The organism is Enterobacter sp. JBIWA005, assembly GCF_019968805.1.
Lineage (GTDB): Bacteria > Pseudomonadota > Gammaproteobacteria > Enterobacterales > Enterobacteriaceae > Enterobacter > Enterobacter vonholyi.
Window position 1 is genome coordinate 833,257 of record NZ_CP074159.1, and the last position, 13,196, is coordinate 846,452.

Consider the following 13,196-nt stretch of genomic DNA (forward strand, 5'->3'; position numbering starts at 1 on the left):
ATCGCTGTACTGATTTGCGGCATATCATGTCGCCAGAATTAACCCCCATCTTAATCGTTGACAGTCTCAGGAAAGAAACATGGCTACCAATGCAAAACCCGTGTACAAACGCATTCTGCTTAAGCTGAGTGGCGAAGCGCTGCAGGGATCGGAAGGCTTCGGTATTGACGCAAGCATCCTTGATCGCATGGCACAGGAAATCAAAGAACTGGTCGAACTGGGTATCCAGGTTGGCGTGGTCATTGGCGGTGGCAACCTTTTCCGTGGTGCTGGTCTGGCGAAAGCGGGGATGAACCGCGTTGTGGGCGACCACATGGGTATGCTGGCAACCGTGATGAATGGCCTGGCGATGCGTGATGCGCTCCATCGCGCCTATGTGAACGCCCGCCTGATGTCCGCTATTCCACTGAATGGCGTATGCGATAATTACAGCTGGGCAGAAGCCATCAGCCTGCTGCGCAACAACCGCGTGGTGATCCTCTCCGCCGGTACGGGTAACCCGTTCTTTACGACCGATTCCGCTGCCTGCCTGCGCGGTATCGAGATCGAAGCCGATGTGGTACTGAAAGCGACCAAAGTTGACGGCGTGTTTACTGCCGACCCGGCAAAAGATCCTTCTGCCACCATGTACGATCAGCTGAGCTACAGCGAAGTGCTGGATAAAGAGCTGAAAGTGATGGATCTTGCCGCCTTCACGCTGGCTCGCGACCACAAACTGCCGATCCGTGTCTTCAACATGAACAAACCAGGCGCACTGCGTCGCGTGGTCATGGGCGAAAAAGAAGGCACTTTGATCACGGAATAATTTCCGTCGACGATAAATACAGGTAAGATTCCGCTTTATTTTGTAGTGGTATCTTACCCGGGCACGCCTTTGGCGTTGTCATGAATTAAACGCGACTATACTTAGCACACCTGTAGCGCTGTGCTGGCGGATAGTCTGCCTGAGACAAGTTTTCAAGGATTCGTAACGTGATTAACGACATCAGAAAAGATGCTGAAGTACGCATGGAAAAATGCGTAGAAGCGTTCAAAACCCAAATCAGCAAAATCCGTACTGGCCGTGCTTCTCCAAGCCTGCTGGATGGCATCATTGTTGAGTACTACGGTACGCCAACTCCTCTGCGTCAGCTGGCGAGCGTAACGGTAGAAGATACCCGTACGCTGAAAATCAACGTGTTCGATCGTTCTATGGGCCCGGCGGTTGAGAAAGCGATCATGGCGTCTGACCTTGGTCTGAACCCAAGCTCTGCGGGTGCTGACATCCGCGTTCCACTGCCACCGCTGACCGAAGAGCGTCGTAAAGATCTGATCAAAGTGGTTCGTGGCGAAGCTGAGCAGGGGCGTGTATCCGTGCGTAACGTCCGTCGCGACGCGAACGATAAAGTAAAAGCGCTGCTGAAAGAAAAAGAGATCAGTGAAGATGACGATCGTCGTTCTCAGGACGACATTCAGAAAATGACCGACGCTGCCATCAAGAAAATTGATGCGGCGCTGGCAGATAAAGAAGCGGAACTGATGCAGTTCTGATTTCTGTCGTACACTGATAAACGCCGTTCAGAGGGACTTCGGGTCTTGCTGGCGGCGTTTTGCTTTTATCTGGTCTAACTTTTCGGGCATCCCATGAAGCATTTAACACTCCTCGGCTCAACTGGTTCCATCGGTTGCAGCACTCTCGACGTTGTTCGCCATAATCCTGAACTTTACACCGTGACAGCGCTGGTGGCCGGTAAGAATGTGCAGCGAATGGTTGAGCAGTGCCTGGAGTTTACGCCCCGCTATGCGGTGATGGATGACGAAGAGAGCGCGCGTCTGCTCAGAGCACGGCTGATTGCACAGGGCAGCCGAACCGAGGTGCTGAGTGGCCAACAGGCGGCCTGCGAGATGGCGGCGCTGGATGAGGTGGATCAGGTGATGGCGGCCATTGTCGGGGCGGCAGGATTATTGCCGACGCTTGCCGCGATTGATGCCGGTAAGGACGTTCTGCTGGCCAATAAAGAGTCGCTAGTCACCTGCGGACGCCTGTTTATGGACGCGGTGAAGCAGCGCGGCGCGCGTCTTCTACCGGTCGACAGCGAGCACAACGCGATTTTTCAGAGTTTACCGCAACCTTTTCAACAGAACCTGGGGTACGCTGACCTGGAGCAGAATGGCGTCGTGTCGATTCTGCTTACCGGGTCTGGTGGCCCGTTCCGTGAAACGCCACTGTCTGAACTGCGCGCCATGACGCCGGATCAGGCGTGCCGTCATCCGAACTGGTCGATGGGGCGTAAAATCTCCGTTGACTCTGCCACCATGATGAACAAAGGTCTGGAATACATTGAAGCGCGCTGGTTGTTTAATGCGTCAGCGAAACAGATGGAAGTACTGATTCACCCACAATCGGTCATTCATTCGATGGTGCGTTATCAGGATGGCAGCGTGCTGGCGCAGCTGGGCGAGCCGGACATGCGTACGCCGATTGCCCATTCAATGGCGTGGCCAAATCGAGTGAAATCCGGCGTGAAGCCGCTTGATTTCTGCAAGCTAAGTTCCCTGACGTTCAGTGAACCAGATTACGATCGCTATCCTTGTCTGAAGCTTGCGATGACTGCCTTTGACCAGGGGCAGGCGGCGACAACGGCACTTAATGCAGCCAATGAAATTACCGTTGAGGCATTTCTGAATCAGCAAATTCGTTTTACCGATATCGCGTCGTTAAATTTATCGGTACTGGAGATGATGGATTTGCGCGAACCACAAAGCGTGGAAGAGGTGCTGGCGGTGGATGCAGCTGCGCGTAATATTGCGCGCCAACAGGTGACACGTCTCGCAAGCTGGTGATAAAGCAAGCACTAGTCGTCGTGCTATTTGTTAGCGTTGGGCTTCAGTGATATAGTCTGCGCCACCTGATCGCAGGTATTTGACTTAATGTGGTCAGGTGAGCCGTGGTTTGACACGGCTTTTTTATGTATAGGCTTCAGTATTCCTGAGTACCGTTAAATCCTTTTCAGGGACAAAAAACGCGTTATGTTGTCTGCGAATCAACCAATAAGCGAAAATTTGCCAGCTCATGGCTGCCGTCATGTAGCAATCATTATGGATGGCAATGGCCGCTGGGCGAAAAGACAAGGGAAGATACGAGCCTTTGGGCATAAAGCGGGGGCGAAATCCGTTCGCCGCGCCGTTTCTTTTGCCGCCAACAACGGCATTGATGCGTTAACGCTCTATGCTTTTAGCAGTGAAAACTGGAATCGGCCTCTGCAGGAAGTGACTGCGTTGATGGAATTGTTTGTGTGGGCGCTAGACAGCGAAGTAAAAAGCCTGCACCGCCACAACGTCCGCCTGCGTATCATTGGCGATACCAGTCGTTTTAACTCACGTTTGCAGGAACGGATTCGTAAAGCAGAAGCGCTGACGGAAAATAATACCGGTCTTACGCTGAATATTGCGGCGAATTACGGCGGACGCTGGGATATTATCCAGGGCGTTCGGCATCTAGCCGAACAGGTTCAGGAAGGGCTGTTGAGACCCGACCAAATTGATGAAGAGGCGCTGAGCAAGCAAATCTGCATGAATGAACAGGCTCCCGTGGATTTGGTAATTAGGACAGGGGGGGAACATCGCATAAGTAACTTTTTGATATGGCAAATTGCCTATGCCGAACTTTACTTTACGGATGTTCTTTGGCCCGATTTTGATGAACAAGACTTTGAAGGTGCGCTGCATGCCTTTGCCAATCGAGAGCGTCGTTTCGGCGGCACCGAGCCTGGTGGCGACAAAGCCTGATGGGGGTAGCTTTTGCTGAAGTATCGCCTGATTTCCGCTTTTGTATTAATACCCATTGTCATTGCGGCGCTGTTTTTACTGCCCCCGGTGGGATTCGCTATTGTCACGCTGGTGGTGTGTATGCTCGCTGCGTGGGAATGGGGACAGTTTAGCGGCTTTACCTCGCGCACTCAGCGAGTATGGCTTGCGGTACTTTGTGGTTTTATCCTGGCCATAATGCTGTTTACGTTGCCTGAATATCACCATGATATTCATCAGCCACTGGTTGCCGGTTCCTTGTGGATATCGTTGGCCTGGTGGGTTGCCGCGCTGTTGCTGGTTCTTTTTTATCCAGGTTCTGCGGCATTATGGCGTAATTCAAAAGTGCTGCGACTGATTTTTGGTTTGCTCACAATTATTCCTTTTTTCTGGGGTATGGTTGCGCTGCGAGCCTGGCACTACGACGAAAACCACTATAGCGGTGCGATCTGGCTGCTTTATGTAATGATTCTGGTCTGGGGTGCTGACTCCGGGGCCTATATGTTTGGTAAACTGTTTGGTAAACATAAGCTGGCACCGAAGGTTTCTCCGGGCAAAACCTGGCAAGGATTCATCGGCGGCCTGTTTACGGCAGCGATCATCTCTTGGGGCTACGGCGTCTGGGCGAATCTTGAAGTGGCACCGTCAATACTGCTGGTGTGCTCGATTTTTGCTGCCCTTGCCTCCGTGCTCGGTGATTTGACCGAAAGTATGTTTAAGCGCGAAGCAGGGATTAAGGATAGCGGACACCTGATTCCAGGGCATGGCGGTATACTGGATCGCATTGATAGCCTGACAGCGGCTGTTCCAGTGTTTGCGTGTTTGCTTTTACTGGTATTCGGGACGATTTAACGGAAGGTTTTATGCTGAGCATTCTCTGGAATCTGGCGGCGTTCATTGTTGCACTGGGTGTACTGATTACCGTGCATGAATTTGGCCATTTCTGGGTTGCTCGCCGCTGTGGCGTGCGCGTAGAGCGGTTTTCCATCGGTTTTGGTAAATCACTCTGGACGCGCACAGACCGTCATGGCACAGAGTTTGTCATCGCCCTTATTCCGCTGGGCGGCTACGTCAAAATGCTCGACGAACGCGTCGAGCCTGTCGCTCCCGAGCTGCGACACAGCGCATTCAACAATAAAACCGTTGGACAACGCGCTGCCATCATTGCTGCCGGACCGGTAGCCAACTTTATCTTTGCGATTTTTGCGTACTGGCTGGTGTTTATCATCGGCGTTCCTGGCGTACGTCCTGTGGTGGGTGAAATTGCCCCCAACTCCATTGCGGCGAGTGCGCAAATTACATCCGGGATGGAACTTAAAGCGATTGATGGCATCGAAACCCCTGATTGGGATGCCGTGCGACTGCAGCTGGTAGCCAAAATTGGCGATCCGCAGACCACCATCAGCGTATCGCCGTTTGGTTCTGATACGCGTCAGGACAAAGTACTTGATTTACGCCACTGGCGTTTCGAGCCAGACAAAGAGGATCCCGTCGCTGCGCTGGGCATTCGTCCGCGCGGCCCGCAGATCGAGCCGGTATTAGCCGAAGTACAGGCAAATTCGGCAGCGAGCAAAGCGGGTTTGCAAGCGGGCGACAGGATCGTTAAAGTCGATGGTCAACCATTAACAGAGTGGATGACCTTTGTTACTCTGGTGCGCGATAATCCGGGAACGTCTCTCGCGCTGGAAGTTGAAAGGCAGGGTAGTCCGCTTTCGCTGACGCTGATTCCGGATACGAAGTCGGTCGGCAAAAAGGCAGAAGGGTTTGCAGGCGTTGTGCCAAAAGTGATCCCGCTGCCAGATGAGTACAAGACAATACGCCAGTATGGGCCGTTCAGCGCCATCCTTGAAGCCACGGATAAAACATGGCAACTGATGAAGCTGACGGTCAACATGTTGGGGAAATTGATAACCGGTGATGTGAAACTGAACAACCTCAGTGGGCCAATTTCGATTGCTCAGGGGGCTGGGATGTCAGCGGAGTTCGGGGTGATTTACTATCTCATGTTCCTCGCGCTCATTAGCGTGAACCTTGGGATAATCAACCTGTTCCCGCTTCCCGTTTTAGACGGGGGTCATCTGCTGTTTTTAGCGATTGAAAAGCTAAAAGGCGGACCGGTATCCGAGCGAGTTCAAGACTTTAGTTATCGCATTGGCTCGATTCTGCTGGTGCTGTTAATGGGGCTTGCACTTTTCAATGATTTCTCTCGGTTGTAAGAGAGTGTTAGGAAGAACGCATAATAACGATGGCGATGAAAAAGTTGCTCATAGCGTCGCTGCTGTTTAGCAGCGCCACCGTATACGGTGCTGACGGGTTCGTAGTGAAAGACATTCATTTCGAAGGCCTCCAGCGTGTCGCCGTTGGTGCGGCCCTCCTCAGTATGCCTGTACGCCCCGGCGATACGGTTAATGATGATGATATCAGTAACACCATCCGTGCTCTGTTTGCCACCGGCAACTTTGAGGACGTTCGCGTCCTGCGCGATGGTGATACGCTGCTGGTACAGGTAAAAGAACGTCCAACGATCGCCAGTATCACTTTCTCCGGTAACAAGTCGGTGAAAGATGACATGCTCAAGCAAAACCTTGAAGCATCGGGTGTTCGTGTGGGTGAATCTCTGGACCGCACAACCCTTTCAGACATTGAAAAAGGTCTGGAAGACTTCTACTACAGCGTCGGTAAATACAGCGCCAGCGTGAAAGCGGTTGTTACTCCGCTGCCACGTAACCGTGTTGACCTGAAGCTGGTCTTCCAGGAAGGTGTTTCTGCGAAGATCCAGCAGATCAACATTGTCGGCAACCATGCGTTCAGCACCGACGAACTGATCTCCACCTTCCAGCTGCGCGATGAAGTGCCATGGTGGAACGTGGTAGGCGATCGCAAATACCAGAAACAGAAACTGGCGGGCGACCTTGAAACCCTGCGCAGCTACTATCTCGATCGTGGCTATGCGCGTTTCAACATCGACTCGACTCAGGTCAGTCTGACTCCGGACAAGAAAGGTATCTACATCACGGTTAACATCACTGAAGGCGAGCAGTACAAGCTTTCTGGTGTTGAAGTGAGTGGTAATCTGGCGGGGCATTCTGCCGAAATCGAATCGCTGACCAAAATTCAGCCAGGCGACCTGTATAGCGGTTCCAAAGTAACCAAAATGGAAGACAGCATTAAGAAGCTGCTCGGCCGCTATGGTTATGCCTATCCGCGCGTACAGACTCAGCCTGAAATCAATGACGCGGATAAAACCGTTAAGCTGCATGTGAATGTTGATGCGGGCAACCGTTTCTACGTGCGTAAGATCCGCTTCGTCGGTAACGACACCTCCAAAGATTCCGTTCTGCGTCGCGAAATGCGTCAGATGGAAGGCGCATGGTTGGGTAGCGACCTCGTTGATCAGGGTAAAGAGCGTCTGAACCGTCTGGGTTATTTTGAAACGGTGGATACCGATACCCAGCGCGTACCGGGCAGCCCGGATCAGGTTGATGTCGTTTATAAAGTGAAAGAGCGCAACACCGGTAGCTTCAACTTCGGTGTGGGCTACGGTACTGAAAGCGGCGTCAGCTTCCAGGTCGGCGTGCAGCAGGATAACTGGCTGGGTACAGGTTACTCTGTCGGTATTAACGGCACCAAAAACGACTACCAGACCTACTCCGAGTTCTCTGTAACTAACCCATACTTCACCGTTGACGGTGTGAGCCTGGGCGGTCGTATTTTCTATAACGACTTTAAAGCAGACGACGCGGATCTGTCTTCTTACACCAACAAGAGTTACGGTGTAGACGGTACGCTTGGCTTCCCGGTTAACGAATACAACACCCTGCGTGCGGGCTTAGGTTACGTGCATAACGACCTGTCCAACATGCAACCTCAGGTGGCGATGTGGCGTTATCTGGACTCTATCGGCCAGTCAACCAGCAAAACTGGTCATGACAATGGCTTCGCGGCGGATGACTTCACCTTTAACTACGGTTGGACCTATAACCGTCTCGACCGCGGCTACTTCCCAACGGAAGGTTCTCGCGTCAACCTGAACGGTAAAGTTACAGTTCCGGGTTCCGATAACGAGTTCTATAAGGTCACGCTTGATACCGCATCCTACTTCCCGATCGATGACGATCATAAGTGGGTGGTTCTGGGTCGTACCCGTTGGGGCTATGGCGATGGTCTGGGTGGCAAAGAACTGCCGTTCTATGAAAACTTCTATGCGGGTGGCTCCAGCACCGTTCGTGGTTTCCAGTCCAACAACATTGGTCCGAAAGCGGTTTACTACGGCGGGAACGACAAAGATAACTGTAATAAGTCTTCCTCTTCCGAAGTCTGTAGCTCTGATGACGCGGTGGGCGGTAACGCCATGGCTGTTGCCAGCCTGGAGTTCATCACGCCAACGCCGTTTATTAGTGATAAATACGCGAACTCGGTCCGTACGTCCTTCTTCTGGGATGCAGGTACCGTGTGGGATACCAACTGGCAGAATACTGCCCAGATGCGCGCAGAGGGCGTTCCAGACTACAGCGATCCGAGCAATATTCGCATGTCTGCCGGTATCGCATTACAATGGATGTCACCGCTGGGGCCGTTGGTCTTCTCTTACGCCCAGCCGTTTAAGAAATACGATGGAGACAAAGCGGAGCAATTCCAGTTTAACATTGGTAAAACCTGGTAATAATCCGCTGCAAAGGAATGCGTTGGCAGTGTAGCGCTGACAACTGGCGATCGGTAACACGGTCGCCTTGCCACGCAAAGAACGGTACCTTCTGGTGCCAATGGGATGGTAAGGAGTTAATTGTGAAAAAGTGGTTATTAGCTGCAGGTCTCGGTTTAGCGATGGCAACTTCTGCTCAGGCAGCAGACAAAATTGCAATCGTCAACATGGGTAATTTGTTCCAGCAGGTTGCACAGAAAACAGGTGTTTCTGCGACTCTGGAAAACGAATTCAAAGGCCGTGCAAGCGAACTGCAGGGTATGGAAAACGATCTTCAGTCCAAAATGCAGCGTCTGCAGCGTGATGGTTCTACCATGAAGGCAAGCGACCGCAGCAAGCTGGAAAAAGACGTAATGGCTCAGCGCCAGACGTTCTCCCAGAAAGCGCAGGCTTTCGAGCAGGATCGTCAGCGTCGTTCTAACGAAGAACGCGGCAAGCTGGTGACTCGCATTCAGAGCGCTGTTAAAGCAGTGGCTGCCGATCAGAGCATCGATCTGGTTGTTGATGCGAACGCCGTTGCTTTCAACAGCAAAGATGTTAAAGACATCACTGCTGATGTTCTGAAACAGGTTAAATAAGTAATGCCTTCAATTCGACTGGCTGATTTAGCTCAGCAGTTGGATGCAGAATTACACGGTGATGGCGATATCGTCATCACCGCTGTTGCGTCCATGCAATCTGCTAAAGCTGGCACGATTACCTTCATGGTAAGCCCTAAGTACCGTGAGCAACTGGCTCAATGCCAGGCGTCAGCTGTTGTACTGACGCAGGACGATCTTCCATTTGCCACTGTAAGTGCGCTGGTAGTGAAAAACCCCTACCTGACGTATGCTCGCATGGCTCAAATTCTCGATACCACGCCGCAGCCGGCCCAGAACATTGCTGCCAGTGCAGCGATTGATGCGACGGCCAGGCTGGGTAACAACGTCGCCGTTGGCGCGAATGCGGTTATCGAATCCGGCGTTGTGCTGGGCGATAACGTCGTCATTGGCCCAGGTTGCTTCGTTGGGAAAAATACGAAAATCGGCGCCGGGACCCGTTTATGGGCCAACGTGTCCGTTTATCATGACGTTGAAATTGGCGAAAATTGCCTCGTCCAGTCCAGCACCGTGATTGGTTCCGATGGCTTTGGTTACGCTAACGATCGCGGTAACTGGGTTAAGATCCCGCAGCTTGGTCGCGTTATTATTGGCGATCGCGTAGAGATCGGCGCCTGTACCACCATTGACCGTGGCGCGCTTGACGACACGATCATTGGCAATGGTGTTATCATCGATAACCAGTGCCAGATTGCGCATAACGTTGTGATTGGCGACAATACCGCGGTTGCGGGTGGCGTCATCATGGCAGGCAGCCTGAAAATTGGCCGTTATTGCATGATTGGCGGCGCGAGCGTGATTAATGGCCATATGGAAATATGCGACAAGGTCACCGTGACGGGAATGGGCATGGTAATGCGTCCTATCACTGAACCTGGCGTCTATTCCTCCGGCATTCCGCTTCAGCCCAACAAGGTATGGCGTAAAACAGCAGCTCTGGTGATGAACATTGATGATATGAACAAGCGCCTCAAGTCTCTTGAGCGTAAGATCGATCAACAAGATTAAGCGTCATCCGTTTAACGCTATTTTTCCCGGCCTGTCGGCTTTCTAATAAACCGGCAGGCCGTGTTATTATTGTTATCAGTACATTTTGACAGGAAGAGTATTTTGACTACTGACACTCATACTCTGCATATTGAAGAGATTTTAGAACTTCTGCCGCACCGCTACCCGTTTCTGCTGGTAGACCGTGTGCTGGATTTTGAAGAAGGTCGTTTTCTGCGCGCAGTGAAAAATGTTTCCGTGAACGAGCCGTTCTTCCAGGGGCACTTCCCTGGTAAGCCTATCTTCCCGGGTGTGTTGATTCTGGAAGCGATGGCTCAGGCTACCGGTATTCTGGCGTTTAAAAGCGTCGGTAAACTGGAGCCAGGTGAGCTGTATTACTTCGCGGGTATTGATGAAGCGCGCTTTAAGCGCCCTGTCGTGCCTGGTGATCAGATGATCATGGAAGTCACTTTTGAAAAAACGCGTCGTGGCCTGACTCGCTTCAAAGGCGTAGCGCTGGTTGACGGCAAAGTTGTTTGCGAAGCGACGATGATGTGTGCTCGTAGCCGGGAGTCCTGATACGTGATTGATAAATCCGCCTTTATTCATCCTACCGCTATTGTGGAAACCGGTGCCATCATTGGCGCTAACGTCCATATTGGCCCGTTTTGTATTGTTGGACCCCATGTCGAAATTGGTGAGGGTACAGTACTGAAATCTCACGTTGTCGTGAACGGTCACACGACCATTGGCTGCAATAACGAGATCTATCAGTTCGCTTCCATCGGCGAAGTTAACCAGGATCTGAAATATGCTGGTGAGTCGACCCGTCTGGAAATTGGCGATCGTAACCGTATTCGCGAAAGCGTCACCATTCATCGTGGAACAGTACAGGGTGGTGGGTTGACGAAGGTGGGCAGCGATAACCTGTTTATGGTTAATGCGCATATCGCGCACGACTGTACCGTAGGTGACCGCTGTATTCTTGCCAACAACGCAACGCTGGCAGGACACGTATCGGTTGATGACTTCGCAATTATTGGCGGCATGACCGCAGTCCATCAGTTCTGCATCATTGGTGCGCACGTGATGGTTGGCGGATGCTCCGGTGTGGCGCAGGACGTCCCACCGTATGTGATTGCGCAGGGCAACCATGCCACGCCGTTTGGCGTGAACATCGAAGGCCTCAAGCGTCGTGGTTTTAGTCGCGAAGCGATTACTGCCATCCGCAACGCGTACAAACTGCTGTACCGTAGCGGTAAAACGCTGGAAGAGGCGAAGCCGGAAATTGCCGAGCTGGCGAATAAGCACCCGGAAGTGAACGCGTTCATGGAATTCTTTGACCGTTCTACTAGGGGTCTGATTCGTTAATGGTCGACAGTCGTCCGCTTACGATAGCCCTGGTCGCCGGAGAAACCTCCGGCGATATTCTTGGTGCAGGTCTCATCCGCGCGCTTAAGGCGCGTGTACCCAATGCTCGCTTTATCGGCGTTGCTGGCCCGCTAATGCAGGCCGAAGGCTGTGAAGCCTGGTATGAAATGGAAGAGCTCGCCGTGATGGGCATCGTTGAGGTGCTGGGGCGGCTACGCCGTTTGCTGCACATCCGCGCCGATCTCACCCGTCGTTTTACCGAACTCAAACCCGATGTGTTTGTCGGTATCGATGCACCTGATTTCAACATTACCCTCGAAGGGAATCTGAAAAAGCAGGGTATCAAAACGATTCACTACGTCAGTCCGTCCGTCTGGGCGTGGCGACAGAAACGCGTTTTCAAAATCGGACGGTCCACCAACCTGGTGCTGGCTTTTCTGCCTTTCGAAAAAGCGTTTTACGACAGATTTAATGTTCCGTGCCGTTTTATCGGTCATACCATGGCGGATGCGATGCCCTTGGATCCGGATAAAAACGCGGCGCGCGACGTGCTGGGCATTCCCCATGATGTGCACTGTCTGGCCTTGCTGCCGGGCAGCCGTGGCGCAGAGGTTGAGATGCTGAGCGCCGATTTCCTCAAGACAGCGCAAATTCTTCGCCAGACGTACCCCGATCTCGAAGTTGTCGTGCCGCTGGTGAATGCCAAACGCCGCGAGCAGTTTGAGCGCATCAAAGCTGACGTCGCCCCGGATCTCCACGTCCGTCTTCTGGACGGCAAAGGGCGGGAAGCGATGTATGCGAGCGATGCCGCACTGCTGGCCTCCGGCACGGCGGCGCTGGAATGCATGCTGGCGAAATGTCCGATGGTGGTCGGTTATCGCATGAAGCCGTTCACTTTCTGGCTGGCAAAACGTCTGGTGAAAACGGATTATGTCTCCCTGCCGAACCTGCTTGCCGGGCGCGAGCTGGTGAAAGAACTGCTGCAGGATGAGTGCCAGCCGCAGGCGCTTGCCGATGCGCTGCTGCCGCTGCTCGCCAACGGCAAGACCAGCCACCAGATGCACGATACCTTCCGCGAACTGCATCAACTGATCCGCTGTAATGCTGATGAGCAAGCGGCCGATGCGGTGCTGGAGCTAGCGAAATGATGGAATTTGTTTATCCTCACACCCACCTTGTGGCGGGCGTGGACGAAGTGGGTCGTGGTCCGTTAGTCGGGGCAGTGGTGACCGCTGCGGTGATCCTCGATCCGGCTCGGCCGATCGTCGGGCTGAACGACTCTAAAAAATTGTCTGAAAAGCGCCGGCTGGCGCTGTTTAGTGAGATTCAGGAGAAGGCGCTGGCCTGGAGCCTGGGGCGCGCTGAACCGCATGAAATAGATGAACTGAATATTTTGCACGCCACGATGCTGGCGATGCAGCGTGCGGTAGCGGGCCTGAAAATTTCCCCGGAATATGTCCTGATTGACGGCAACCGCTGTCCGGCATTGCCCATGCCTTCAATGGCGGTAGTCAAAGGCGATAGCCGGGTCGCAGAAATTAGCGCAGCTTCTATTATTGCCAAAGTGACGCGCGACGCTGAAATGGCCGCGCTGGACCTCACTTACCCTCAGTACGGTTTCGCCCAGCACAAGGGGTATCCCACACCTTTCCACCTGGAGAGGCTGGCTGAACATGGCGCAACCGAACACCACCGGCGCAGTTTCGGCCCGGTGAAACGCGCGCTGGGACGGGTGTCCTGAATCAATACGC

The 13,196-nt window shown here is 52.9% G+C and carries 13 protein-coding genes; all 13 read left to right on the top strand.

Annotated elements, in window-relative coordinates; genetic code table 11:
• Nucleotides 1-79: 79 nt before the first annotated feature.
• The gene (pyrH, locus tag KGP22_RS03890; protein WP_008501910.1) at nucleotides 80-805 is read left to right on the top strand and encodes a UMP kinase; all 726 of its coding nucleotides are present in this window, start codon (nucleotides 80-82) and stop codon (nucleotides 803-805) included.
• 167 nt (nucleotides 806-972) lie between these two features.
• Entirely contained in the window at nucleotides 973-1,530 is a 558-nt protein-coding gene (gene frr / locus KGP22_RS03895) for a ribosome recycling factor (protein WP_008501909.1), read from the top strand.
• Nucleotides 1,531-1,623: 93 nt separating this feature from the next.
• Nucleotides 1,624-2,823: a 1-deoxy-D-xylulose-5-phosphate reductoisomerase gene (gene ispC, locus KGP22_RS03900; RefSeq protein WP_223581279.1), complete on the top strand. Its 1,200-nt coding sequence runs from the start codon at nucleotides 1,624-1,626 to the stop codon at nucleotides 2,821-2,823.
• A 186-nt stretch (nucleotides 2,824-3,009) separates the two neighbouring features.
• Nucleotides 3,010-3,768 (top strand): (2E,6E)-farnesyl-diphosphate-specific ditrans,polycis-undecaprenyl-diphosphate synthase, encoded by a 759-nt coding sequence (gene ispU / locus KGP22_RS03905; protein WP_024907522.1) that lies wholly within the window; start codon nucleotides 3,010-3,012, stop codon nucleotides 3,766-3,768.
• A gap of 12 nt (nucleotides 3,769-3,780) precedes the next feature.
• On the top strand, nucleotides 3,781-4,638 hold the full coding sequence (gene cdsA / locus KGP22_RS03910; protein WP_023310457.1) for a phosphatidate cytidylyltransferase: 858 nt from the start codon (nucleotides 3,781-3,783) through the stop codon (nucleotides 4,636-4,638).
• 11 nt (nucleotides 4,639-4,649) lie between these two features.
• A complete protein-coding gene (gene rseP, locus KGP22_RS03915; protein ID WP_111963994.1) occupies nucleotides 4,650-6,002 on the top strand; it encodes a sigma E protease regulator RseP in 1,353 nt (450 codons plus the stop codon).
• Nucleotides 6,003-6,031: 29 nt separating this feature from the next.
• Complete coding sequence (gene bamA, locus KGP22_RS03920; RefSeq protein WP_111963993.1) at nucleotides 6,032-8,449, top strand: outer membrane protein assembly factor BamA; 2,418 nt, start codon at nucleotides 6,032-6,034, stop codon at nucleotides 8,447-8,449.
• 122 nt (nucleotides 8,450-8,571) lie between these two features.
• Nucleotides 8,572-9,066: a molecular chaperone Skp gene (gene skp / locus KGP22_RS03925; protein ID WP_111963992.1), complete on the top strand. Its 495-nt coding sequence runs from the start codon at nucleotides 8,572-8,574 to the stop codon at nucleotides 9,064-9,066.
• Between the two features lie 3 nt (nucleotides 9,067-9,069).
• The gene (gene lpxD, locus KGP22_RS03930) at nucleotides 9,070-10,095 is read left to right on the top strand and encodes a UDP-3-O-(3-hydroxymyristoyl)glucosamine N-acyltransferase (protein WP_111963991.1); all 1,026 of its coding nucleotides are present in this window, start codon (nucleotides 9,070-9,072) and stop codon (nucleotides 10,093-10,095) included.
• Between the two features lie 102 nt (nucleotides 10,096-10,197).
• On the top strand, nucleotides 10,198-10,653 hold the full coding sequence (gene fabZ, locus KGP22_RS03935; protein ID WP_010426706.1) for a 3-hydroxyacyl-ACP dehydratase FabZ: 456 nt from the start codon (nucleotides 10,198-10,200) through the stop codon (nucleotides 10,651-10,653).
• A gap of 3 nt (nucleotides 10,654-10,656) precedes the next feature.
• Entirely contained in the window at nucleotides 10,657-11,445 is a 789-nt protein-coding gene (gene lpxA, locus KGP22_RS03940; RefSeq protein ID WP_023310462.1) for an acyl-ACP--UDP-N-acetylglucosamine O-acyltransferase, read from the top strand.
• The gene (gene lpxB, locus KGP22_RS03945; protein WP_111963990.1) at nucleotides 11,445-12,593 is read left to right on the top strand and encodes a lipid-A-disaccharide synthase; all 1,149 of its coding nucleotides are present in this window, start codon (nucleotides 11,445-11,447) and stop codon (nucleotides 12,591-12,593) included. Before lpxA ends, lpxB begins: the two co-directional genes overlap by 1 nt.
• Nucleotides 12,590-13,186, top strand: coding sequence for a ribonuclease HII (gene rnhB / locus KGP22_RS03950; RefSeq protein WP_008501897.1), 597 nt, complete (start codon nucleotides 12,590-12,592; stop codon nucleotides 13,184-13,186). The genes lpxB and rnhB overlap by 4 nt, the downstream gene beginning before the upstream one ends.
• Nucleotides 13,187-13,196: the final 10 nt, after the last annotated feature.